Consider the following 25,576-nt stretch of genomic DNA (forward strand, 5'->3'; position numbering starts at 1 on the left):
ATCTTAAATACTCGGTATTTCTGAAGTTCTTCTTTCGTGAATTGGAGCATTTTTAAATTTCAATGATTTAGCGCTGGAATCGGTTAGTTTTGCCTGAATTTCTGCCAGAATGGACAAACCGATCTCAGCTGGCGTTTCAGCTCCCAGTTCCAGGCCTATTGGTGCATGAATTCGATCATTATCGAAACTGGAAACTTCAATCCCTGCGTGATCCAGATCATCCTTCATGCGTTCCCATTTTTTAAGCGGGCCAAGAATACCTATATAAGGAACTTCTGTTTTTTTAAGCAATAATTGAAGTACTGCCAGATCATAATGGTAATTATGACTTATCAATGCAAAACAGGTTCTTTCATCTATCTCAATCTTTTCCAAAGTATTTTCCGGTCTGGTCACGATCACCTGGCAACCTGAAGAAAATCGGTTTGTATTCGCATGAGTTGGCCTTCCATCTGCAATGATGATTTTCCATCCCAGAAGTTCTGCCTGGCTGGCCAGGATCATTGCATCATTCCCCGCACCAACCAGAACCAGCTTGATCGGTGGTTCGTAAAACTGGATATAGTTCATACAGCTGTTGCCGTTTCGCTCCAACTTTAAAAAATCAGATCGCTTTTTCTGAATAACTTCTGAAGCTTCAAATAAAATTACCTGTTCTATTTCAGCTGAAGCGAATATTTTATCTTCAGAATAGATCAAAGCAACCGTACCAGGTTGCAAATTGGTTTCTTTTAGATCGAATTCAATCAAAATTGAAGCCTTTTCCCCAGTTTTTGAGGCAGTTTGAAGCAATTCACAGGCATTTCGCTCATTTTCAAAATCGATCGCTTCAAACAACACTTTAATGATCCCGTTGCATCCTAATTGTGCGCCAATAACTGCATTATTTTCATCGCTTGTATCATAAGTAACCAGTTTATTCTTTTGCTGATGCATAGCATGCAGAGCTTTTCGAAGTGCATCGCCTTCTAGACATCCGCCACTAATCGCCCCGGTGAGATTGCCGAATTCATCTACTAACATTCTCGCACCTGCCCTTCTATAAGAAGAACCTTGCACGTGAACCACCGTCGCCAGAACACATGAAATTTGTGCATGTTTCAGTTTGTTATATTCTGCTACAATCGCATCAATCTCTCTCATACCACGCTGGTTTTTCTAATACTATTGATCGCAGTTTGAATATTTTCGAATGCCAGGTTCATATCTTGCTGCGTTGTAGTTCTACCCAGACTAACACGGTAGGTAGCCAGCGCCAGTCTTTCTTCGAATCCCATAGCAGTCAGCACATGCGAAGCATCTATTATATTGGAAGTACAGGCTGAACCTCTAGAGATCGCGATCCTGTTCATTCTTCGATAAAGTGCATCTCCATCCACATTGTGAACACTAAAACTTATGGTATTCGGAAGTCGGTCCTGATCTTTTGCAGTTATTTGAACATCCTCTAAAGCCTGCAGCTGCTCTTCAAAATTAGTACGTAGTAATAGCAATTCTTCTGAAGTTTTCTGCAACTCAATTTTTGCAATTTCTGCAGCAAAACCAAAACCAACCATTGCCGGAACGTTTACAGTTCCCGGTCTCATACCATTTTCCTGATTTCCTCCGTACATATACCTTTCTAAGTCGATCTTTGAGGAACAGTATAAAGCGCCTGCTCCTTTAGGTCCATAAATCTTATGAGACGAAAAAATTGCGAGATCTATTCCCATAGCCTTTATATCAACATCGATTTTACCAACTGCCTGGGTAATATCGCTCATGACCACGCTAGCATTCTGAAGCGCTAACTCTGAAATTTTAGTGATATCCTGAATGACGCCAGTTTCATTATTAGCCAGCATCATCACTACCATGCTCGTATCTGGACGCAACAAACTTTGAAACTGTTCCAAATCTACTATTCCGTCGCAATTGACCTCTACATAGCTAATTTCATAACCATCTTTTTCTAAGGCATTTAAGGTTTCCAGAATAGCTTTATGCTCGGTTTTACAACTAATTATATGCTGTCCTTTATTCCTGTTTTTCTTTGCAAACCCAAGCAACGCAAGATTGGCTGCTTCTGTAGCTCCTGAAGTAAAAGTAATTTCTGAAGTATTGGCATTGATCAAAGCTGCCACCTGCTTTCTTGCTTGCTCCAATGACTCACTGGCATCCCAGCCAAATGCATGATCACTATGAGGATTTGCAAAATTTTGAGTAAAATATGGCAGCATCTTATCCAACACCTGTTCATGAACCGGGGTTGTGGCATTGTAATCAAGGTATATTTTTTCGGATTTTATCAAATGCTTTAAGCGTTATGTATTTAAATATATATCGGACTTTAAAACTATGAAAGAAGGCTTTAAATTTCTCAGTTTTAGTTTTAATTTAAGATTTTAAGTAGCTGCTTCTCTTCTTTAGTAACGTCTTGCAGTTTTTTCTGAAATTTATTGTAGGCTTCCATTACTTCTTGAGCATGAATAGTAACTTCTGCACCACCACCAGTCTTCCCTCCTTTTCTTAATATCACCAAAGGTTCTTCGGAATGCTTATTTAACTGCTGAACAATATCCCAGGCTTTGCGATATGACAACTGCATTTTCTCAGCTGCTTTGGATAAACTCCCTTCATCTTTAATATTCCGAAGTAATTCATGAGGACCGGGACCATAGAGTTTATCTCCATTAGTCTCGATCCAGCATTTCACCTTGATACTTTTCATATACTTCAGGTCTTAAGATCGCCCTGCAAACCAGTGATAAACGGTTGCTTATAAAACCTTTTTCCGGTCGCCTTGTATAGGGCATTCGCCAATGCTCCCTGAACCGGCGGAAATGGCGGCTCTCCCAAACCTGTAGGATCGATCCCGTTATCTACAAAATGAACATCAATCTTTTTGGGAGCTTCTTTATGTCTAATGAGTCGGTAGCCGTCAAAATTGCTTTGCTGCGGAACTCCTTCAGCAAAGGTCATTTCGCTGAATAGAGCATGACCAATTCCATCGATCGTACCACCTTCCACCATATTCTTAGCAGCTTCAGGATTTACCACGATTCCGCAGTCAACGGCGCAGGTCACTTTATCTATAAGAGGTTGATTATTCTCAACGGTCATATCGAGGATCTGGGCGACATAAGAATTATGACAATAATAGGCCGAAACCCCTCTGGCCATCGGTGAACTCGAATTCCAGCCTGATTTATCCCTTGCCAGTTTTAATACCCCCGCATATCTCTCAGGATCGTAATCATTGTTTTCGCCTACTGGCTTATTTTTCGCTTTTTCCAGCATTTCTAATCTGAATTCTATAGGATCCTTGCCCATTTCTTCAGCAAGTTCATCGAGGAAAGATTGCTCGGCTCCAGCAATAAAGTTCGACCTTGGAGCTCTAAAAGCTCCTACGGAAATATTGGATTCTACCACCCAGCTTTCTGCCAGGTAATTATCAATAGCTCCTGCCGGGAATCTATTGGCGAAAAGCGGACTTTCAGGAATCCCTCCTGCATTCACATGGAAAGCAGTTAATTGATTATTAGCATCTAATGCTGCCTTATATGTTACATGATAAGCCGGCCGGTATACACCATTGGTCATGTCATCCTCACGTGTATACACTAGTTTGATAGGTGCACCTACCTTCTCTGAAATCACCGCTGCTTCCACCAGAAAATGACCGTAAAGTCTTCTTCCAAAGCCTCCACCCATTCGTGTCATCTGGATGTCAATATTTTCAAGATCCATCCCAAGGCGCTTCTGTACGCTTTTTTCAGCATATTCCGGAGTTTGTATAGGACCTATTAATTCCGCTTTTCCATTGAAGACATTCGCGAAAAAATTCATGGGTTCCATACAATTATGCGCCAGGAACGGGCAGGTATATGACCTCTCGATCACTCTCGCTGCATTCTTAAATGCTTTTTCAGGATCTCCATCTTTTCTTACAACTTCAGCATTTTTACTGCCTGCTTCTGCCATCAAGGAGTTATGTATATCGCTACTTTCGAGTCCGCTTGCATCCTGCATGCCAGCCGACTTCTCCAGAATTTCAATTTCTTTAGTAAGTTCAGGGTTAAGATCCCATTCCACCTCCAGTTCTTTTCTTGCCTGCATTACCTGCCATGTGGTCTCGCCAACGATAACAACCAGTTTTGAAAACGATCCAACATCACTCCATTCCTTTTCCATATCCTCAGGATAGGTATCGATGGTAAAAATATCAGTAATACCGGGCAGGCCTTTGGCCTTTTCAGCATTCATATTTTTAAATTCCATTCCAAAGGCGGGTGGCTGCATTACCATTGCGATTAGCATTCCATCTCTATGGGTGTCCAGTCCATATAATGGTTGCCCGGTTACGATCTTTCTGGCATCTACGTTTTTTCTGGATGTACCAATAATCCTGAAATCTGTATTTTCCTTTAAGTTTACTTCCTCTGGAACTTCAATAGCGGCTGCCGATTTTGCAATATCTCCAAAACCGATCTTCTGTCCGGATTTGGCATGCTCGATGATACCATTATTTACCGTAATTTCCTCCTGAGGTACATCCCACTGTTTTGCAGCTGCTGCAACCAGCATATATCTTGCAGTAGCACCAGCTGTTCTTAAAGATTGCCAGCCCTGTCTAATAGATTGACTTCCACCTGCAAGTTGTCTTGTAAAAATTTCAGTATTAAGCGGAGCCTGCTCTACTATTACGTTATTCCAGTCTGCATCGAGTTCCTCTGCCACGATCATAGGCATGGAAGTCTTTACATTCTGACCAATTTCAGGGTTTGGTGAATAGATGGTAACTATACCATTATCTCCAATTTTAAGATAGCCGTTCAACTCGAACCACTCATCTGGCATTTGCATCGCCAGTTCTTCACTACCTTCTTCCGCCGGGCCTTTGCAAGCCATCCAGTTAAAGCCAATTATTAGTCCGCCACTAGCGATAGAAACACTCTTTATAAAGGATCTACGTCCAAATGTTGTTTTTACTTTACTCATCTTAATCTTCTTTGACTATAATTAAACTTCCTGAGAATTGGATGCGGTTTTGATGGCTGCTTTGATACGGGTATAGGTTCCACATCTACAAATATTCCCATTCATAGCGTTCTCTATTTCAGAATCTGTAGGATTTGGATTCCGGTTGAGTAGTGCAGTTGCAGACATGATCTGGCCAGCCTGGCAGTATCCACACTGCGGAACATCGTGTTCCAGCCAGGCTTTCTGCACGGGATGATCTCCGTTTTCAGAAAGACCTTCGATTGTAGTGATCTTATTCCCTGCGGCAGAAGATGCCGGCAATTGACAGGATCTTACAGCATTGCCGTTAAAATGTACAGTACAAGCGCCACATTGAGAGATTCCACACCCAAACTTGGTACCTACCAAATTTAAATGATCCCTTAAAACCCATAGCAACGGAGTATTGGGATCTATGTCCAAAGAGTGTTCTTTATCATTGATGTTGAGGGTTATTGCAGCCATATCTTAAATTTTCCTAAAAATTACGTAATTATTCCAAGCGAAACCAGCCTTACTATCATTTAGCTAGCTATTTCCTATAAATAACTAACAAGATTTTAACCTGTCTAATTGATTTATATCAACTTTAAACACCAGCTACATCCCTAAATTTGTCCTAATTAATACTCTGACTGAACATTAAGTTGGAACTTGAGAATAAACCAAAAAAATAATATTATGAAAGTTTTATTTGTACTTACATCACACGATAAATTAGGAGATACTGGAAACAAAACTGGTTTCTGGATCGAAGAATTCGCTAATCCATATTATAGCCTGTTAGACAAAGGTGTTGAAATTACTGTTGCAACTCCTGAAGGTGGAAAGGCACCTATTGATCCTACCAGTGATTCTGAAGATAATCAAACGGAAGATACCAAACGATTTAAAGACGATGAAGCTGCACAGAAAGTGATCAATAATACGCATAAGCTTTCTGAAGTGAAAGAAGAAGATTTCGATGGTGTATTTTATCCAGGAGGACATGGACCACTTTGGGATCTATCTAAAGATGAAAAATCTATTAAGCTAATTGAAAGCTTTAACGAAGCCGGAAAACCAATTGCATTTGTATGCCATGCACCTGCAGCTTTGAAAAATGTAAAAGCTAAGGATGGAAACGCTCTTGTAAAAGGTAAAAAAGTAACCGGATTTACAAATTCTGAAGAGGAAGCGGTTCAGTTAACCGATGTTGTACCATTCTTAGTGGAAGATATGCTTAAGGAAAATGGAGGAATCTATTCCAAGGAAGCTGACTGGAATGAATATGCTGTAACAGACGGTAATTTGATCACAGGACAAAATCCGCAATCTTCAGGAGCAGTTGCTTCCAGATTATATGATATGTTGAAATAAGAATTTAGTTTTAAAATAAAAGAAAGCCTCTGACAGATCAGAGGCTTTTTTTTATTTCTTTTTTGGAGGTAAGTCAAAAGCTATTGCTTCGTGTTCGAAATGATTTCTATGAGCTCCATCACAGAATGGCTTATTGTTGGATAACCCACATCTACATACTGAAACCAGGTCTCTTCCACCCAGATCATACACATTCCCATTCTTATCTACGATCTCAAAATCTCCTTCTACTTTAAGAGATCCGTTACTATTCACTGTTAGTTTTGTTTTCGCCATAATTTCTATAAGTTGAAGTACGAAGATAATTCAAAGCAGGTTTAGACTCTTTCTATTTAGGGGCCTTCTTTTAAAAACTGTACAAAAGAAAAAAGCTTCAGAGAAGAAGCTTCTTTCTAAAGTGAACATTATTAAAACAGATCTATAAACAACCTTAGACTTATAAAAAGCACCAGTTCAAATTCATTTTAAAATGATAGAATTAATAGCGGCCAGAACGTTTATACCATTAAAAATCAAATAATTAATAGATCTGAGCTAAAAATAGTGATTAATTTATACTTAATATAAGTGAACATTTGTTAAATATAAAGTTCGCTTTTACTTTCCCATTATCCTTAAGATTTCAGTTAGTTCTCGAAAGGGTTTCATATTATTTCAGACTTAGGTACCAATGAAAAATTTACCCCAATTCATTTTCCTATTATTCCACACACTTTTTATTGGAGTCGCAGTGTACGAGAGTCAGGAGCAGCTTTCTCAGCTTATACCGCTAACGCTGATCACCTCGTTGCTTCTATACTTTTATCTTCACAATTTTTCGAAAAGTAAGGAACCAGCAGAAAAAGATATACAAATATCAACCATCATATTTGCTATTTTAGGTGGAATTACAACCTTTTTCCTACAGGATCGACTTGAACTTACAGCGGTGCTTTCTGCCGGAACCATTGGCCTTTTCGGCGGAATTTTACCTAAGATCATTAATAAGCCTTTAGCTAAGATCGCTTCGCCAGCCATATATTGTGGTGCTTTTGTTGGAATGACTCCTCCGGTTTTGGCAGGAAATTATCTATTTATAATACTAGCTTCATTTTCCGCTGGTACTATACTCATACTTGCACGTAAGAGTTTTAATGGTTATGCCGGAAAACTTGGTAGTATCGCTTTTGCTGGCGTAAGTCTGGTTAGCCTTTTAACCTACGTGCTATTATAATGAATTTCTTACTCATATTAACCTGTAGTGTACTTTCAGGTCAGCTCACTTATACCTTAAACAATTGTTTAAATCTTGGTGCTGTCATTGCTTCTTCTCTGGTGAGCATTTCAGGAGGATTATTGATCTACACTCCAGTATCGGAAGTTCTGCAAGAAACTTTACCTCTGGTAATTATGGGTGCAAGCTTTGTTGGAATGGCTTCGGAAGAGATCGCGGCCAGAAACCGCATTATTATACTATCCTCTATTTTCTTCGGAATTCTATTTTATTGTACCGGAGTTTTCTTTGTAGGTTTTGGTGGAAGTTTAGGAACCACTGCTGCGATCGCATTTTTTGCCAGCCTGGGGTTTCAGCAATTAGTTTTTAAGAAGGGATTCTAAAGTTTCCCAGATATTTTCTACTAAGATTGGCTGAGCTTCAGCAGTTGGATGAATACCATCCTGTTGATTGAGTTCCGGATCGCCGGCGACACCATCCAGTATAAATGGAATTAAGTAAATGTTCTCTTTTTCGGCAAGCTCTGGAAATAACTCTCTGAATTCTGTAGTATAATCTGCTCCAAGATTTGGTGGGATCTGCATCCCAGCAAGAATAATCTTAGTTTCTGAATTTCTCTCCTGAACATAATCTACGATCTTATTGAGATTGGACCTGGTTTCAGCTAAAGGAACACCGCGTAATCCATCATTCGCACCAAGCTCCAGAACAAAAATTTCCACATTTTGCTTTAGCACCCAATCGATCCGGTTGAGTCCTCCGGCAGTCGTCTCTCCACTAAGCCCGGCATTGATCACCGTGTAATCATACCCAAGAGAATCCAGTCGCTGCTGAATTAGATTCGGGAAAGCTTCATCTGTCTCAAGACCGTAGCCTGCAGTAATGCTATCTCCAAAAAAGAGGATGGTTTTAGAATTTTCTTCTTCTGAATTATTCTCAGATTCTTCAGTAGCAGATTTCTCTTCAGCTGCAACCGATTTTTTTTCATTTCCGCAGGATAGATTCAGCAGTAAAACTAAACTAAGCGCAAAGATTGGAAAGCTTCGAAAGATAGGTGCAGTATTCATAAAATCATTTCTTATTTTGTTGGCCCGAGTAAAGAAAATTAAAAGAACTAAGATGGCAAAAATTTTAAGGGTTGAAAATCTCAGCAAAACCTATCAAAATGGTAATAAAAAGCTGGTCATCCTGGACAATATCAATTTTGATATTGAAGAAGGAGAAACTTTTGCTATCGTTGGCCCTTCAGGTAGTGGGAAAACAACTTTACTTGGCCTGAGTGCAGGACTTGATCGAAGTGATGAAGGCACTGTAGAACTCTGCGGCAAAAATCTAAATCTACTTGATGAAGATGGTCGCGCTGCATTACGGAACAGTCACGTAGGATTTGTATTTCAAAACTTTCAGCTCATTCCTACCCTTACCGCTCTTGAAAATGTTGCTGTTCCTTTGGAACTTCGGGGAGATTCGAGTGCAGAAACTGAAGCTACAGCCCTTCTGGAGAAAGTTGGTTTAAAAGATAGAATGCATCATTACCCAACACAATTGTCTGGAGGAGAACAGCAGAGAGTTGCTCTAGCTAGAGCATTTTGCAACAAACCCAGGATACTTTTTGCAGATGAGCCTACTGGAAACCTGGATGAAGCTACAGGCCAAAAAGTGATCGATCTGCTTTTAACATTGAACAAGGATCTGGGGACAACCCTGGTAATAGTTACTCATGACATGGAACTGGCTCAAAAAACGCAGCGAATTCTTAAACTTCGCGGAGGAAAAGTTCAGGAATTACAAATCCAGGAGTAATATGAGTTCAAAAAGATCAAGCGCCGGTTTCCCATGGTTAATGAAGATGGCCTTGAGGGATGGGAAAGCAAGCAGCAGAAAATTGTTTTTATTTATCGCATCGATCGTACTTGGAATTGCTGCGGTAGTTTCTATACAGTCTTTTAGCGCTAACCTCAAACGTAACATCTCTCTACAATCGAAATCCCTGATGGGTGCCGATTATATTATTGACAGTGATAAACTTCCTACGGAAAAAGTTTACGGTATTATTGATTCTCTTGGAGGCGCAGAAGCAAGAGAGATTAGCTTCGCGTCCATGGCTTCATTTCCTGAAAAAAATGGAACAAAACTGATGCAGGTTCGGGGAATAGAAGGCGGTTTTCCTTTTTATGGAGAAATAGAAACTACACCTGCCCAGGCAGCTAAAAATTTTAAAGAATTTAATGTTGCTCTGGTAGATGCAACGGTCATGCTTCAGTTGGGACTTAAAGTTGGCGATGTTGTAAAAATTGGGAATACAAGTTTGGAAATTGGCGGAGCATTAAATAATGTTCCCGGAAGTTCCAGCGTTTTTAGTTCTATAGCTCCTCCTCTACTGGTGCCCTTTTCTGCCATAGAGAAATCGGGTCTGGTTCAAACCGGTAGCCGCATTGATTACAGGTATTACTTTACCGCTCCGGAAAATCTTGATATGGAGAAGTTTGATGAAAAGCTTGATCCTATACTTGATGCGAACGATGCAGATCTGGACACTCACCTCTCCACTAGTCAGAGATTAGGAAGACGGTATGAGAATTTTGCGAAATTCCTGAACCTGGTGGCTTTCATTGCGCTATTACTGGGTTGTGTTGGAATCGCCAGCGCCATACATATCTATATAAAAGAAAAAGTTGCATCGATCGCTATTTTGAAGTGCCTGGGAGCTTCCAGAAAACAAAGTTTTCAGATCTTTTTGATTCAGGTGATCATTATTGGATTGATCGGTTCTGTAATTGGAACGTTATTAGGACTCGGTTTGCAGGAATTATTCCCCTACTTGTTACAGGATCTTTTGCCGGTGGAGATAGATCTCCAAATTTCACCTGTAGTAATTATTACAGGAATTATGCTTGGAGTAAGCATGTCGGTTCTTTTTGCTTTATACCCACTGCTTACCACTCTGGATATATCACCCTTGCAGACTTTACGCATGCAGCAATCTGCAGGATCGAACAAAAAATATAAGATCCTGGTATCAGTGGCTGTCATAATTTTCATCTGGGTCTTTGCATTCTGGTTGCTTGATAACTGGTTATATGCGATCTGGTTCGTGCTTGGACTGGCCATCACCTTTGCTATTTTGAGCGGGTTTGCAGCTTTGATCATGAAATTGCTGAAAAGGTATTTTCCGAAGAACTGGGGATTCCCGGCAAGACAAAGTGTTTTAAATCTCTACCGACCGCAGAATCAAACGCTCATTCTCATTCTCGCCATTGGGATTGGAACATTTTTAATTAGCACTCTGTATTTTACCAGGGATCTGCTTCTGTCTCAAACTACATTGGAAAGTCAACAGAATACGCCGAATATGATCTTGCTGGACGTTCAAAGTGAGCAAAAAGATGAGGTTAAACAGGTAATTGACAGCAGCAACCTAATACTATTACAGAATATTCCCATTGTCACTATGCGTGTTATTGAGCTGAAAGGTAGAAGTGCGAACGAAATTCGTGAAGACACCAGCAGTACGATCAATAATTGGGTTCTTGATCACGAATTTAGAACTACCTACAGGCACTCTCTTTCTGAAGGAGAAGAAATTCTGGAGGGAAAATGGAAAGCTAATTTTACCGGAGAAGGAATAATCCCGATTTCTATAAGTGATAATCTTGCTGAAGATGCTCAGGCCACTATTGGAGACAAAATAATATTCAATGTTCAGGGCGTTCAGCTGGAAACTGAAGTGGCAAGTATTCGTAGAGTGGACTGGAGTAATATGCAGATCAATTTCTCAATTTTATTCCCGACCGGTGTTCTGGAGGATGCGCCGCAATTCACGGTGATGACAACTCGGGTGGAAGATGATCATGCTTCCGCGCAACTTCAGCAAAAACTGGTACAGCAATTTCCGAATGTGACCATTATCGATCTAAGACAGGTTTTAAAAGTCGTTGAAGAAATTCTAGGAAAGATATCCTGGCTAATTAATTTCATGGCATTTTTCAGCATTCTTACTGGTATCATTGTACTTATTGGTGCAGTAAGAACCAGTAAATATCAAAGAATTCACGAAAGTGTTCTTTTAAGAACCCTTGGTGCCAAGAACAGGCAAATCTTAAAAATCCTTGGACTGGAATACTTATTTCTGGGAATCCTGGGAAGCCTTTCTGGAATATTATTATCATTTATTTCCAGTTTTCTAATTGGCTATTTCCTGTTCGATACTACATTTATTCCATCAATGATTCCATTCTTTGTGGTATTTCCGGCGATAACTGCATTGGTGGTAATCATTGGGTTAGCAAATAGCTATAGTGTAGTGAAAAGCCCACCACTGGCCGTTCTTCGGAAGGAGTTAGGATAGCTGAAATTGATGGTGTTGTCAAGGTCAATATGAATTTAACAATTCTTTAGCCATGATAGTTTCAGCCGCTGTGTACCTTGTAAGAGTTAACAAGCTAACTCAATTTTTATGAAGACTTATCATTTAGAAATAAATGATGTGAATGATTTTATTCCTGAACTTGCGAAGACTTTAGGAATTGATCATTCAGAACACCTGGGCGAATTCTCTCTATTTATACCTGATTCTATTGGCGATGGCAACATTCGTGGAATCAATTTCCCTAATGGTATAGGTCTATATATGTATCATGTCATGGTTCGAGAAGACACGGAGCTAAGGATTTCTCATCCAACTATAAAGCCGATTCGCTTTATCTATTGTCTGGATGGAATGATTGGAAGTAGTTTTGATTTTATAGATACTGAAGATATTGTAAAAGATCATGAATTCGTGATTGCTGCTCCAAAAAGTAAGGAGACGTACAACATTAGCTTGAAGAAAGATATAGAAACCACGCTCTGTTATCTCGAAATTGACCGTCTAAAATTTCAGGAATACTTCAGTTTTGACCTTCATGAACTTGAGCCAATTTTTTACAAATTATTTAGTGATGTACAGGCACATTATCGGGTTTCCAACCTAGGAAATATTAGCCTCCAAACTTCAGAAATTATCAAGGAGATTAAAACCTGTGATCTTACAGGATTTCCAAGGATTAATTTTGTAGGAGCCAAATCTCTGGAGATCCTCAGCTATATGTTGAATCGTTTTAAAAAGGAAGATCATCAAACTCAGAATGAACTAAAAGACAAAGACCGGGCGGCTGTAGAAAAAGTTGTTAAGTATATAGATTCCAATCTCGCCCAGTCTGGAACCGTGAACGAACTGGCACAAATCGCCGGCGTTAATACTAATAAACTTCAGGAAGTTTTTCAGAAGGTTTATGGGAAAACCGTTAACGAGTATGTGCGTGACATACGCTTAACTCGAGCGCTACATATGCTTTCTTCAGGAAAAAAGAATGTAAGTGAGGTTGTTTATGAATTAGGATTATCCAGCCGAAGTTACTTTTCAAAGATCTTCAAAAAAAAATACGGAGTTTCGCCAAGGAAAGTACTTTCCAAAAATGAATTACCAACTAAATAATTTATAAAAAAATAGACTAACCAGGATATTCGAAGCCTCGCTTTGGTCCGGGTTTTGTAAGTTAACAGACTTCGAATAAAAATAGAATATGAAAAAGAAATTAAGAACAGGCCTGAGTATGATCGCACTATTTGCACTAATTATTCAGTCCACTGCTCAGGAAAATAATCAGGAAATTATGCAAAATCCATTACTTAAAGAATGGCAGGGCCCTTATGAAGGAGTTCCGGCTTTTGATAAGATGGAAGTTTCACTTATCAAGCCAGCAATTCGCAAGGGAATGGAATTGCATCTGGAAGAGATCAACCAGATCGCTAACAATACTGCTGAAGCTACCTTTGAAAACACCATTATTCCAATGGAAAAAGCAGGAAAGGAACTGGATCGTGCCTTTACCTATTATGGAATCTATAGCAGCAATGTTTCCAGTCCGGAATTCAGAGCAGTTCAGAAGGAACTGGCTCCAGAAATTTCAGAATATTCCTCGAAAATCAGTCAGAATGAAGCTTTATTCAAACGAATAAAAACGGTTTATGAGAACTCTCAGGAGAAGCCATTGGATTCCGCAGAACAAAGAGTGATCGATTTAGTATATGAGGAGTTCGCCATGCAAGGCGCCGATTTAAATGAGGAAGATAAGAAACGTTATGCAGAAATCAACAAAGAACTTTCGGCATTATATACTAAGTTTTCAAGCAACGTATTGGCAGACGAAGAGAATTATGTGATCTACCTTACAGAAGAACAAACTGGCGGACTGCCGGAATCCTATGTAAAATCTGCCGCTAAAGCTGCTGAAGATCGTGATCATAAAGGTTCTTATGCAGTTACTAATACAAGATCTTCCATGGATCCATTTCTTACCTATTCTACGGAAAGAGAACTCCGTGAAAAGGTATGGAAGAACTACTATTCCCGAGGTGACAATAACGATGAATTTGATAATAAAGAGATTATTCAAAAGATCCTGAAGCTTAGAGATGAGCGAGTGGAATTACTTGGTTTTGATAATTATGCCCAGTGGCGCTTGCAAAATCGTATGGCTAAAAATCCTGAAAATGCCATGGATCTAATGATGCAGGTATGGCCTGCGGCTTTGGCCAGAGTAAAAGAAGAGGTAGCAGACATGCAGAAAGTTGCAGATTCTGAGAATGCTGATATAACTATTAAGCCATGGGATTATAGATTCTATGCTGAAAAAGTCAGAAAAGAAAAGTATGACCTGGATAGCGAAGAAGTAAAACAATACCTGGAATTAGGAAACCTTACCCAGGCGTTATTTTTCACAGCTGGTGAATTGTTCAATTTTGAATTTTCTCCTGTAGAAAATAACAGTGTTCCTGTTTTTAATGAAGATGTCAAAGTCTGGGAAGTTAGTGATAAGGATTCCGGAGAAATAGTAGGATTATGGTATTTAGATCCATATGCGCGACAGGGAAAACGCTCTGGAGCCTGGGCAACTACTTACAGAGGTTATACGAAGCTTACAGGTGAAAAACCAGTGTTGGCTTCTAACAATTCAAACTTTATAGAACCTGCTCAGGGTGAGCCAGTACTGGTTTCCTGGGATGATGCAGAAACATTTTTCCATGAATTTGGTCATGCCCTGCACTTTCTATCAGCTAATGTGGAATATCCTACCTTAAATGGAGGTGTACGTGATTATACTGAATTTCAATCGCAATTATTGGAGAGATGGTTGTCTACAGACAAGGTGATCAACCAGTTTCTTAGACATCACGAAACTAATGAGGTGATTCCTGAAGCTTTGGTAGCAAAGATCAAAAAGGCTTCTACTTTCAACCAGGGATTTGGTACGACCGAGTTTTTAGCTTCTGCGATCATGGATATGAAGTATCATACTACAAATCCAGACAAGATCGATCCTGCCAAATTCGAAAAGGAAACTTTAAAAGAGCTTAATATGCCAGAAGAAATCGTCATGCGTCATAGAACACCTCATTTTGGACATGTGTTCTCTGGTGAAGGTTATGCTTCCGGTTATTACGGATATCTATGGGCAGATGTTCTGACGGCTGATGCTGCGGAAGCTTTTGCTAAAGCTGAAGGTGGCTTCTATGATAAGGAAGTTGCTCGCAAGTTAGTTAAATATCTTTTTGCTCCTAGAAACGCAATGGATCCTGCGGAAGCGTATAAAAAGTTCCGTGGAAGGGATGCTGAAATCGATGCGTTGATGCGTGATCGTGGTTTTCCTGTTCCTGAATCCTCAAAAACTACTGAAGACTAAATTCAGAACTTTTAATAACAAAAATGCCCTGAAGTTTCAGGGCATTTTTTGTTTAAGATCTATATCTTATAATTTTACTGACTATATTTTAAACTTTACTCATACCACTTTTAATACTTTCAGCAATACTGATAGTTCGCTTTACCTGATGTGTTATAGAAGTTTTAGATTGCTCGTTAAGATTATCCAATCCGCCATCAGAACTAAAGCCGTAAGGATTACCTCCAGTTTTAAATAATTCTTCTGAAGTATAACCAGGAGCGGCAACGATGGCGCCCCAATGAAACATGCTTTTATAGAGTGTTAATAAGGTAGTCTCCTGACCACCGTGTGGATTTTGTGCACTTGTCATACCGGAAACGACTTTATTAACTAATTTCCCTTTACTCCATAAACCTCCTGTGGTATCAAAAAACGCCTGAAGTTGGGAAGGTAAATTTCCATATCTGGTAGGTATACTAAAAATTATTGCGTCTGCCCAATCAAGATCATCCAGTACCGCTACCTCAACATCCTGGGTTTCCTGATAATGTTTTTTCCAGGCATCGTTAGATTCAATAGCTTCCATTGGAGCAGTTTCCTTTAATTTTCGGAATCGAACATCATGGTCTCCGTTAGACTTTGCTGCTTCAGCTGCCCACTTCGCCATTTGATGGTTTGTACCGGTTGCACTGTAATATATTATAGCAATTTTCATAAATAAGGTTTTAAATTTGTCTCCTATTAACTTAGATAAATTCGTTTAAAACAAGTTTTAAAGTTTTGATAAATCTTCCATTGTGTACTAAAATTATGACTTCAGATTATCACAGACATTTTAAAATATACAAACCTTACGGTTATTTGAGTCAGTTTATAACCAATCAGAGAAAGGGAGGAAAGCATAAACTTCTGGGAGAGCTGGGTGATTTTCCTGAAGGTACGATGTCCATTGGGAGACTGGATAAAGATTCTGAAGGACTTTTATTATTGACGACAAATGGCAAGCTTAGTACCAAGGTTACAGCCGGTAATTCTGAAAAGGAATACTATGTACAGGTTGATGGCGACATTTCAGAAGAAGCAATAGCAAAACTTCATAAAGGTGTTGAAATAGGGATACAGGGCAAGAAATACCAAACTAAGGAATGCAAGGTTTTTAAATTAAATGTAACTCCAGAATTTCCTGAAAGAAGCAAACCAATACGCGATGAACGTCATGGGCCTACAAGCTGGATAAGTATAACACTTATCGAAGGCAAGTTCCGGCAGGTAAAGAAAATGACCGCAGCAGTTGGCTTTGCCACCTTAAGACTGGTACGGGTGCGTATCGCTAATGAAAAACTCGATAATTTAGATAGCGGCGAAGTGCGAGAAATAGAACGCGTCAGTTTCTAATATCCCACCGCTTTACCAGTGTAGCTTCTGGAATCGGCAGAACCCTGGTAAACTCCTGTTTCAGGATCTATGATAATTCCCATGGCTCTACCTTGTGAAGATCGCGTTCCTGTTTCGTGTCCGTAGGATTTTAAGATCTCTATCGTATCTGGCGAAAAACCCCACTCTTCAAAGGTGATCAGATCTGGCAACCATTGATGATGAAATTTTGGTGATTCGATAGCTTTTGCGAGATCCAGATCGTAATCTACAACATTGAGAATCACCTGTAGGACAGTATTAATGATAGTTCGGCCTCCTGGTGACCCAATAACGATATAGGCCTTATCGTTTTTCGCTACAATGGTTGGACTCATACTTGAAAGCATTCTCTTCCCCGGAGCAATTTGATTAGGTTCTGTTCCAATCCTACCTTCAGAATTTGTCAATCCGGGAATCGCATTGAAATCTCCCATTTCGTTATTCAGAAGAAATCCGGCTCCTTCTACCACGATCCGATTTCCGTAAGAATGTTCTAATGTATAGGTAAGCGAAACAGCATTTCCTTCTTTATCGACCACCGAGATATGCGTAGTTTCAGCGCTTTCAAACTGAAGATGTTTCTTATTGAAATTAGCAGAATCACTGGTAGAAGCTGTCTTTTCCTTAATTGCTGATTGTAATTTACTAGCATAGGATTTCGATAAAAGTGAATCCAGTGGCATGTCAGGATTAAATTGAGGATCGCCAAGAAATTGAGCTCTGTCTGCGAAAGCTAATCGCATTGCTTCACTAATATAATGAATGCTCTGAGCGCTGTTAAGTCCGTATTCCTGAAGATCGTAATTCTCAAGAATGTTTAGCATCTCTATGATCGCAGTTCCACCAGAACTTGGAGGAGGCATCCCGATAATCTTATTCCCACGATAAGTTCCCACGAGTGGTTCTACTTCTTCCGACTCATAACCTGTTAGATCACTTTTGGAAATAATACCACCGGTCTTCTTCATGAAATCATGAATTAGCTGGGCAGTTTTACCACTATAAAAACCCTCAGCTCCATGATTACGTATTCTAATAAGGGATTCAGCAAGATCCTTCTGAATAATCGTATCGCCCGTTTGATAAGCTTCTCCATTGCTTTTCAGGAAAACAGCGGCAGTACTTGAATATCCTTCTTTGTTATCGTAAACCCATTCAGAAAATCTGGCCAGATCAGGATATACCGTGAATCCATACTGGGCAAGATCGATCGCAGGTTGAACCAGGCTGGCCCAATCCAGTTTTCCATATTTGGAATGTGCCTTAAACAATCCAGCAACAGTTCCCGGTACACCTGCAGATAATGTCGTTTCGTGGTTCGAGTTATCCTTGATTTTACCATCTTCACCCAGGAACATAGTTTTTGTAGCTTTTTGAGGAGCTTTTTCTCTAAAGTTAAATCCGGTTGCCTTATCTGCATTCGGTTTATAAAGCAGAAATCCACCGCCACCAATATTACCGGCGGAAGGCAAAGTCACAGCTAACGTAAAAGCAGTTGCGATAGAAGCATCGATAGCATTTCCTCCTTTTTCGAGTATTTCCACACCTGCTTCTGAGGCTAGATAATGAGAACTTGCCACCATCCCATTTTCGGCTTCCACTGGAATCCTTCCCGATTGTGCCTGCAGATCAAGTTGCAGAATTGAGAGAAATACAAGTAGAAGTAATTTTATCTTATACATAGCAAGGTATATTAATGAAAAAAGTCCTGAAAAGGACTTTATAATTTTATCAAATCAATTTTGAACGCTTCTTCAAACAGATCAAAAGTTTGCTGAGCCTTTCTGGCAGCAATTTCTTTTTGATCTTCAGTAAAATTTTTATTCCGAAGGAATTTTAAAAATTCATTCCAGCTTTTGATCTGGTCTCTTTTTCCACTGAAAAATTGTTGATCCGGCAAATGTTCAAGATGAGGACAATTCTTCAGCTCCTTCCCTATCATCAAACCTCCCATTGCAGAACCTTCTACAACATATGCTGCACCTACAGCTTCTGCTTCATTGTCACACTGGAATTCAAGAGAAGTTTCAGCCTTTTCTATTCCAAGGCTTAAAAGATCCAGTTTGATTGCATGAGTTTTAGTAGAAGAATAATTTTTTAGATGGAAGGCTATAGAGTCTTCAGTAGCAGCATAGGCAGCATAATTCTGAAGCAGGAGTAGTTTGTACTCTTCTTCAGTGATACTGTGATCCATGATTTTGTTGGCCAGATTTTCACCTTCAAATGCCTCATGTTGAGCTTTGGTTGCTTCGCGTAATTTATTCAACATCGTTTCTATCTATATCGAAATTACCGATCGCTTCCCTGATCTTATTAATATTCTCTTTCTGAGCTTGATCTTCAGAATTCATTTTATCCAGATAATCGTAGATTTTGTTCACCGTTATTTTATTCTGGCGAATCATGCTTCTAAGTTCCTGTTTTGAGGTCATGTTGATGACCAGCTTTTTCAGCAATGGTTCCAGCTTTTTACTCAGGTTGTTAATATTCTTTTTAAGAATATAACCTGAAGCTCCATTTAAAATAGTGTTTGCCGCTAATTCCTCGTCATTGATAGTTCCGGTAATAAAAATAAATCCAATAGAATCATCTATTTCCTGCACGGTGGTTAGCACATCCAGACCTGTACAGTTAGGCAAGTTATAATCTGATAGAACGACATCTGGTGCGAAGTTCAAAAGTAATCGTTTACAATCCTCCAGATTGTCTGTAGTTTCGATCACGGGTTCCTCTACGATCTTTGATATTTGCCGTTTGATGAGAAAAATATCGTTCTCATTATCTTCAACCAGAAGTATGTTAAGTTTTCTGTGGATCATGATTATACCTATATCTAAAGCGAAAATAAACTAAAACAAAGTATGAAGCAATTGCTAAAAAGTTAAACATGAAAGTAGAAGGCTGAACCTTTACCCGGTTCACTCTCTGCCCAGATCTTACCATTATGTTTTTCGATGATCTTTTTTACGATCGCTAATCCAATCCCGGTTCCCTGGTAATTATCTCCTGAATGCCTTGAAAACAAGTTGAAGATCTCCTCTTTATATTTTGGATCAAAACCAATCCCATTATCCTTAATGTGGTATACAGTAATGTTTTCTTTTAAATTATATCCAATTTCAATTGCTGGACTGGAACTTCTTTCACTGTATTTCAAAGCATTTGCAATGAGATTGGACCAGACCTGACCCAGCATTCTTCTGTCTCCCAGCATTTTTGGTAAGGACTCATCGATACTAACAGACGTATTGCTAAAGTTAGACTTTATATTAAATGACTTCAGTATATCACTAACCATAGTATCTGTAGAGACGACCTGTTTGCTTAAATTTTCGTTTGAGACGCCGGCAAAGGAGAGTATGTTATCGATGAGATCCTGCATCTCCTGAACTGATGATAAAATAGTATCTACCGCCATTCTCCCTTCTTTATTGAGACTACTGAAGTGATCTTCTTTCAATATATGAGCATAGCCATCAACACCACGTAAAGGTGCTTTTAGATCGTGCGAAAGACCCTGACTGAAAAGTTCAAGTTCCTTATGAGCAATCACCAACTTCTCATTCAGATTATCTATGTTACGTTTTTGATTATCGAGAATGACATAATTAACGTTTTTACTGAGTTTCCTTGCGCCACTAAGTTCATAGTCCTTCCAGAAAGTTGCTACACCGCTTAAATCCTCGGTCCACTTCTCAAAAGATTTTCGCGGAGTCAGCCGCTCTTTTTGTGAATCGTAGAATGCTTTATTATTAGGATCACCACCCCAGTCAATTTGTTGAATTACTTCAGGACGAAACCAGATCAAATAGTTCATACTGTCATTCCCCAACCGTGAACTTAAAATACCCGACCCAGTTGATTTATAGTCTTTGGCTTCAGGATATAAACTCAATAAGTTCTTTGTATAGAATATGTTATCCTGTTGTTTACTTAGAAACTTTTTGATGAGCGTTTTAATTTCTTTTTTAGAAGGTGTCTTTCCAACGAGCTTGATTTTGCCGTCTATTACAATTGCCGCTCCAGAAGATTCAATGAGATCTGTAAGTTTAAGATCATTGGTTGCGAGTCCTTTTTTAATGGAATCCTGTTTCAATACCTGATCCATAAGTTGTCCTGCTACTTTTTCTACCTCTCCTATTTTACTTAAAAATATATTGGAGTTTTTTAGTGAAAGTTCATTCGAGAATATCTGGATTAGAAATTCACAGGTTTGTCTTTCGTAGTAACTCACAAATTTAGCCTTCCGATGATGGCAGGCCAGCAGACCCCATAATTTTCCGTTGCTGATTAAAGCAGCAGTCATACTCGCACCAATGCCCATATTTTGAAGATATTCAATATGGATTGGGGATACACCTCTAAGTTTTGATTTCGAAATATCCAGAGGTTCACCACCTATTGGTGAAATTTGAGGAATAATTTTTACAGGAGCATAATTAACATCAGTGATGATACGCACTCTGTTCTTAAAGAATAGTTGTCTCGCCTGCTTCGGAATATCACTTGCCGGATACTGCAATCCCAGAAAAGCTTCCAAATCATCATTCTTTGCTTCTGCGATCACCTTTCCATTCCACTCGTCATCGAACTTATAGACCATCACCCGGTCATATTCAAAAATCTGGCGGGTAAGATTGGCTGCATCCTGACAAAGCTCTTGAGGATTTTCGCTTGCAGATAAGGTATTCAGTAATCCGGATAACTCCTTCTGAAAGTCGAAATTATCTTTCTTTTCGTGTGTGGGTTCAATATCGAGAATTAAAGAATCACCGCTTAAATGTGGGATTATAATGAAATTCTTACCATTCACAAGGGATTCTTCAACTTCCAGTCTCTCATCCTTCAGCAGAGAATCATTGACATTTTTAATTACTTCCGAAGATAAAATTTCAGAAATATTGAGTTTCAGTAATTCTTCTGAAGCAATACCAATAATATGACCGGCATTCTCGCCAACCTGAGTGATCTTACCTGTCTTAATACACGAGGCGATCAACAAACCATGTGATTGTGTGGTTCCTATAATATGAATAGGCTCCTTTTCACAGCTGCTAAGGTCTACTTCTACCGGGTACTTATTCTCTTCTGCCATTAAAATACTTAAGCCTTCAGTTTAAAATAAAAGGTACTTCCTACTCCTTCCTGAGAGTCTACCCAGATGGTTCCCTCGTGAAGCAATACGATCTTTTCTACGTGTGCCAGTCCAACTCCTGTTCCTTCCATATCCTCATTTCCAGGCACACGGTTGAAGATTGTAAAAATGTTTTTCTGATCTTCTTTCGATATTCCCAGACCGTTGTCCATGATGGAAAATACCCAATAATCATTTTCACGATAAGAAGAAATTCTGATCTCTGGATTTCGCTCTTTTGGAACGTATTTAATAGCATTACTAATAAGATTCTGAAATAATAATCTAAGTTCTACTTCATACCCCATGATTTGTGGCATCGAACCAACATTTATTTTTGCATCTGTATCCCTAATACTCTTACCGAGATCATATTTCACAATTTCAACAACCTCTTTTATGTTGACCAGTTCTTTTGCTCCATTCTTTCCTATTCTGGAATGTTCCAGCAGTGCTTTTATCTGTCCGGATAGTCTGTCTGAAGCATTCTTGATATACTTGATATAGTTCTCCCCTTTTTCATCCAAATGCTTGGCATACATTTTCCCTAGTACATCACTACCAAATTTTATAGTTGCCAAGGGCTCCTGTAGATCGTGAGAACAAATGGAAACGAATTGCTCCAGATCTCTATTTGCTCTCTCGAGATCACTTTTTTGCTCCTGAAGTTTAGCTTCTGCTTTTTTCAAGGCTGAAATATCCACGCAGGTATAGCGAATGGTTTTGAGGTTTTCGGCTTCGTCTTTTTCAGCAGTTGCATTTAAGATCACCGGCAAAATAGTTCCGTTCTTGGTGATCATATTCTGCTCTACATTGATGATTTCACCAGATTTCTTAATATTCGATTTAAGTTTTGTGGATGAAACTTTTGTGTCTTTATCGAAAAACTCATGAATAGACCTTCCAATCACTTCCTCTTTTTCCGTATAACCTAATTTCTGAACAGCCTTACGGTTACATTGTACGATCTCTGAAGACTTTGGATCTACACTCATATGTAAGACAGGATCATCTTCATAGAAAGATCTAAAACGTTTTTCGCTGGCCGCCAGTTTCTCTTTGGACTTCTGAATCGTTTCTATATCAATAAAGGTGATCACCACCCCATCCCGTTCGTTCTCTGAATTAAAATATGGAGATATACGTTGCAGGTAATTACGTCCTTCCCTGGAAACTATATGCTTTTCCAATACCTTACAACTTTGAAGTACTCTTTTACAACGATCTATAAAACTCCGTCTACGTGTGAGCCCGAAACTATTAGTGAAATTATCGATTGGTCTGCCAATATCACTATTTAGTAGACTGAAGTGCTTTTTAATTGCCGGAGTAAATTTTCGAATATTGAATTGCGAATCCAGGAAGATCACACCAATATCGGTGCTCTTCAATAAATTATTCATATCTGCATTTAATGCGGCGAGATCATCCATTTTCTGGACATTCTCTGCATTAACTGTATTTATTTCCTCATTAACACTTTGCAGCTCTTCATTGGTACTTTGCAGCTCTTCATTAGATGCAAGTAATTCCTCATTCGCCGCCTGAAGTTCTTCATTACTGGTTTCTATCTCTTCCAGCGAAGTTTGCAGGTCTTCCCGGGTACGCTTCAACTCATTCTCGAGATTATTAACGTATTCTTTCGTCTGGTTGGAAGGACTCACCTTTTCGACTTCCTGAACCTTTGAGAAGTCAACATCGTTCTCTATAAAGGTGATGACATAATTTACTTCGTTTTCGAGAGAGTACTCTTTAAGCGGTTTTATAATAATATCAACTCCAAGTTTCTCATCATCTTTTTCAATAACTACGTCTTTGTAAACCGAAATTTCTCCAGTTTCAAGAGCTTTATTAAAAGTAGACTGGATGACATATTTTAAGCTGGAATCCAGCATATCCAATAAGTTGATAGAAAATCCGCTTACAGGTAGAGCGGCATATTTTCTAAATTCACCAACTGCCTGCAGTATATTATAATCGGTATCTACAAAAACCGCAGCGCCACCAAACTGACCAAGAATTGCCTCATTTAATTCATGCTGCAATTTCTGGCGTATAGGATTTACCTGAGCCCTTCGGTTTTTGCGTTCTCTTTTTGCATTGTTCTCAAGAATTCTGGAATAATCATTATTCATTTGAGAAGCATGGCTAATCCCGTCTTTAAGTCTCTTGCTGACTTTCTTATTTCTGAAAACCTTCCATTTCCTGCTAATTTCAGTAAACTGATCCCTCAGCGTATGAGGATTTTCACTGGTACCCAGCACAAGAATACCATCTTGTTTTAAAGCATAATGAAGCATATGCATTGCTTTTTTCTGAATACTATTCTGAAAATAGATCAAAAGATTACGGCACACCACCATATCCATATTACTGAAGGGTGGATTTTTAATGATATTATGCCTGGAGAAAATAACAGACCTCCTTAATTTGTCGGTAACCTGATAGCCTTCAGAATTACTAAGAAAATACTTCAGTAAAAGATCTTTTGGAACATCTGCGACAATACTTTCAGGATAGAGTCCTTTGCTTCCAATGTCCAGGTGAGCCTGAGAGATATCTGTTGCAAAAATTTTAATTTCAATATTCTTTTGCTGTCTCTGCATTTCTTCGTGCAGGCAAATAGCAAAGGAATATGCTTCTTCACCTGTGCTACAACCAACACCCCAGATTTTTAGAACATCTCCATTGCTTTTACTTTTAATTAATTCAGGAAATACCTCATCTCTTAGAATATTCCATACCTCTTCGTCCCTGAAAAATTTAGTAACACCAATCAGAAATTCTCTATAAAGGATTTCGACTTCTTCGTCGTTCTTTTTTAAATAATCAAAATAACCATTAAGATTATTGCAGTTGCAAATATTTACTCTTCTTGCAATTCTTCTCGCTAGTGTAGCATATTTATATTCTCTAAAATCCAGACCTGACTTCTCGTTAACATAATTCAGGATGGCATTCAATTCATTTTCGTCAAAATTCGCATGACCATCTTCAGAATGAAATATAGGCGGGGTTGAAATAAATCTTTTAAGCTCATGCCCCATATCGTTTACGGAAAGCACATAGTCTACAAGGCCTGTGTTAATGGCACTTATAGGCATACCATCAAATTTCGCTTCATCTGGCTCCTGAACCATGACCATACCGTCATTCTCCTTAAGTGCACGCACACCCCGGGTTCCATCACTTCCGGTACCGCTCAGAATTACCCCTATAGCTTTGTCTTTTCTTTGAGAAGCGAGGGATTCAAAAAATATATCAATAGGTAGATTGAGAGTCTGTGTCTTTGGTTTTTCTGTAAGTATTAATCGATCACCATCAAGCTTAAGGTTATTAACCGGAGGGATCAGGTGAACATGCCCGGGTCTAACCTGCATTTCGTGATCGATCTGGATTATTGGTAACCTGCTGTTCTTTTTCAGTAATTCAGCCATCATACTCTTATAATCTGGAGACAGATGTTGAATTACGACATAGGCGTTGAGATCGCTAGCTTCTATATTTTCGAAAAAGGCTTTCAGAGCCTCCAGCCCTCCAGCACTTGCCCCCACAGCTATAATACGAGTTTGATCGTTTTCGGTTTTTGATTCAGACGTAACAATTGAGCGTTCTCCTGTACTTTCCATTAATCTGAGTAGTAGATAATTAAAGAATAGCCACTAGGGCTTTTAGTAATTTGTAATTATAAAAAAATTATTCGGTTTAAAGTAACCCTAATCCAACAATTGTTGAGCCAAATCAGTA

21 protein-coding genes are annotated in these 25,576 nt (G+C 39.1%); 8 read left to right on the top strand and 13 right to left on the bottom strand.

Translation table 11 applies throughout. The features are described from left to right. Window positions 1-3 precede the first annotated feature (3 nt). The 5 genes from ACSHZO_RS11910 to ACSHZO_RS11930 all read right to left on the bottom strand — a co-directional run bounded on the left by ACSHZO_RS11910 (window position 4) and on the right by ACSHZO_RS11930 (window position 5,466). A complete protein-coding gene (locus tag ACSHZO_RS11910) occupies window positions 4-1,143 on the bottom strand; it encodes an XdhC family protein (RefSeq protein WP_298247410.1) in 1,140 nt (379 codons plus the stop codon). Continuing rightward, window positions 1,140-2,291, bottom strand: a complete 1,152-nt coding sequence (locus tag ACSHZO_RS11915) for a cysteine desulfurase family protein (RefSeq protein WP_298247411.1) — start codon at window positions 2,289-2,291, stop codon at window positions 1,140-1,142. Before ACSHZO_RS11915 ends, ACSHZO_RS11910 begins: the two co-directional genes overlap by 4 nt. Before the next feature lie 80 nt (window positions 2,292-2,371). Next, complete coding sequence (locus ACSHZO_RS11920) at window positions 2,372-2,710, bottom strand: winged helix-turn-helix domain-containing protein (RefSeq protein ID WP_298247412.1); 339 nt, start codon at window positions 2,708-2,710, stop codon at window positions 2,372-2,374. Window positions 2,711-2,715: 5 nt separating this feature from the next. Next, window positions 2,716-4,980 carry a xanthine dehydrogenase family protein molybdopterin-binding subunit gene (locus ACSHZO_RS11925; RefSeq protein WP_298247413.1) on the bottom strand — a complete coding sequence of 755 codons (2,265 nt, stop codon included), beginning with the start codon at window positions 4,978-4,980 and terminating at the stop codon, window positions 2,716-2,718. A 21-nt stretch (window positions 4,981-5,001) separates the two neighbouring features. Beyond that, complete coding sequence (locus ACSHZO_RS11930) at window positions 5,002-5,466, bottom strand: (2Fe-2S)-binding protein (RefSeq protein ID WP_298247414.1); 465 nt, start codon at window positions 5,464-5,466, stop codon at window positions 5,002-5,004. 216 nt (window positions 5,467-5,682) lie between these two features. Here ACSHZO_RS11930 and ACSHZO_RS11935 point away from each other — a divergent pair, with 216 nt between their 5' ends. Continuing rightward, window positions 5,683-6,360 carry a type 1 glutamine amidotransferase domain-containing protein gene (locus tag ACSHZO_RS11935; protein WP_298247415.1) on the top strand — a complete coding sequence of 226 codons (678 nt, stop codon included), beginning with the start codon at window positions 5,683-5,685 and terminating at the stop codon, window positions 6,358-6,360. Window positions 6,361-6,411: 51 nt separating this feature from the next. On the opposite strand, the gene ACSHZO_RS11940 is transcribed toward ACSHZO_RS11935, so the two are convergent. After that, window positions 6,412-6,636 (bottom strand): CDGSH iron-sulfur domain-containing protein, encoded by a 225-nt coding sequence (locus ACSHZO_RS11940; protein ID WP_295181266.1) that lies wholly within the window; start codon window positions 6,634-6,636, stop codon window positions 6,412-6,414. Between the two features lie 394 nt (window positions 6,637-7,030). Here ACSHZO_RS11940 and ACSHZO_RS11945 point away from each other — a divergent pair, with 394 nt between their 5' ends. Together ACSHZO_RS11945 and ACSHZO_RS11950 are read left to right on the top strand one after the other, a co-directional pair. Beyond that, window positions 7,031-7,573, top strand: a complete 543-nt coding sequence (locus ACSHZO_RS11945) for a hypothetical protein (RefSeq protein WP_298247416.1) — start codon at window positions 7,031-7,033, stop codon at window positions 7,571-7,573. Further along, window positions 7,573-7,956, top strand: coding sequence for a hypothetical protein (locus tag ACSHZO_RS11950; RefSeq protein ID WP_298247417.1), 384 nt, complete (start codon window positions 7,573-7,575; stop codon window positions 7,954-7,956). Before ACSHZO_RS11945 ends, ACSHZO_RS11950 begins: the two co-directional genes overlap by 1 nt. On the opposite strand, the gene ACSHZO_RS11955 is transcribed toward ACSHZO_RS11950, so the two are convergent. Continuing rightward, a complete protein-coding gene (locus tag ACSHZO_RS11955) occupies window positions 7,933-8,640 on the bottom strand; it encodes an arylesterase (protein ID WP_298247418.1) in 708 nt (235 codons plus the stop codon). The two genes, ACSHZO_RS11950 and ACSHZO_RS11955, sit on opposite strands and share 24 nt — an antisense overlap. Before the next feature lie 52 nt (window positions 8,641-8,692). On the opposite strand from ACSHZO_RS11955, the gene ACSHZO_RS11960 reads away from it, so the two are divergent. The 4 genes from ACSHZO_RS11960 (at window position 8,693) to ACSHZO_RS11975 (ending at window position 15,297) form a co-directional block, all read left to right on the top strand. Continuing rightward, a complete protein-coding gene (locus tag ACSHZO_RS11960) occupies window positions 8,693-9,376 on the top strand; it encodes an ABC transporter ATP-binding protein (RefSeq protein WP_298247419.1) in 684 nt (227 codons plus the stop codon). Window position 9,377: 1 nt separating this feature from the next. Further along, entirely contained in the window at window positions 9,378-11,921 is a 2,544-nt protein-coding gene (locus ACSHZO_RS11965) for an ABC transporter permease (RefSeq protein WP_298247420.1), read from the top strand. A gap of 108 nt (window positions 11,922-12,029) precedes the next feature. Further along, window positions 12,030-13,049 (top strand): AraC family transcriptional regulator, encoded by a 1,020-nt coding sequence (locus ACSHZO_RS11970; RefSeq protein ID WP_298247421.1) that lies wholly within the window; start codon window positions 12,030-12,032, stop codon window positions 13,047-13,049. Window positions 13,050-13,137: 88 nt separating this feature from the next. Continuing rightward, a complete protein-coding gene (locus ACSHZO_RS11975; protein WP_298247422.1) occupies window positions 13,138-15,297 on the top strand; it encodes a M3 family metallopeptidase in 2,160 nt (719 codons plus the stop codon). A gap of 88 nt (window positions 15,298-15,385) precedes the next feature. Here ACSHZO_RS11975 and wrbA read toward each other — a convergent pair whose 3' ends face one another. Then, the gene (wrbA, locus tag ACSHZO_RS11980; RefSeq protein ID WP_295181430.1) at window positions 15,386-15,994 is read right to left on the bottom strand and encodes an NAD(P)H:quinone oxidoreductase; all 609 of its coding nucleotides are present in this window, start codon (window positions 15,992-15,994) and stop codon (window positions 15,386-15,388) included. A gap of 95 nt (window positions 15,995-16,089) precedes the next feature. Between wrbA and ACSHZO_RS11985 the strand changes: the two genes are divergently transcribed. After that, window positions 16,090-16,674, top strand: a complete 585-nt coding sequence (locus tag ACSHZO_RS11985) for a pseudouridine synthase (protein WP_295181432.1) — start codon at window positions 16,090-16,092, stop codon at window positions 16,672-16,674. On the opposite strand, the gene ggt is transcribed toward ACSHZO_RS11985, so the two are convergent. From ggt to ACSHZO_RS12010, 5 genes are all read right to left on the bottom strand, one after another. Continuing rightward, window positions 16,671-18,377, bottom strand: a complete 1,707-nt coding sequence (gene ggt, locus ACSHZO_RS11990; RefSeq protein ID WP_298247423.1) for a gamma-glutamyltransferase — start codon at window positions 18,375-18,377, stop codon at window positions 16,671-16,673. The two genes, ACSHZO_RS11985 and ggt, sit on opposite strands and share 4 nt — an antisense overlap. 38 nt (window positions 18,378-18,415) lie before the next feature. Beyond that, entirely contained in the window at window positions 18,416-18,964 is a 549-nt protein-coding gene (locus tag ACSHZO_RS11995; protein ID WP_298247424.1) for a biliverdin-producing heme oxygenase, read from the bottom strand. After that, the gene (locus tag ACSHZO_RS12000; RefSeq protein WP_298247425.1) at window positions 18,954-19,514 is read right to left on the bottom strand and encodes a response regulator; all 561 of its coding nucleotides are present in this window, start codon (window positions 19,512-19,514) and stop codon (window positions 18,954-18,956) included. The genes ACSHZO_RS11995 and ACSHZO_RS12000 overlap by 11 nt, the downstream gene beginning before the upstream one ends. A 62-nt stretch (window positions 19,515-19,576) precedes the next feature. After that, window positions 19,577-21,790: an ATP-binding protein gene (locus ACSHZO_RS12005; protein ID WP_298247426.1), complete on the bottom strand. Its 2,214-nt coding sequence runs from the start codon at window positions 21,788-21,790 to the stop codon at window positions 19,577-19,579. An 8-nt stretch (window positions 21,791-21,798) separates the two neighbouring features. Continuing rightward, a complete protein-coding gene (locus ACSHZO_RS12010) occupies window positions 21,799-25,458 on the bottom strand; it encodes a CheR family methyltransferase (protein ID WP_298247427.1) in 3,660 nt (1,219 codons plus the stop codon). Window positions 25,459-25,576: the final 118 nt, after the last annotated feature.

The sequence above is a fragment of the Christiangramia sp. 3-2217-3z genome (assembly GCF_051195275.1).
Taxonomy (GTDB): Bacteria; Bacteroidota; Bacteroidia; order Flavobacteriales; family Flavobacteriaceae; genus Christiangramia; species Christiangramia marina.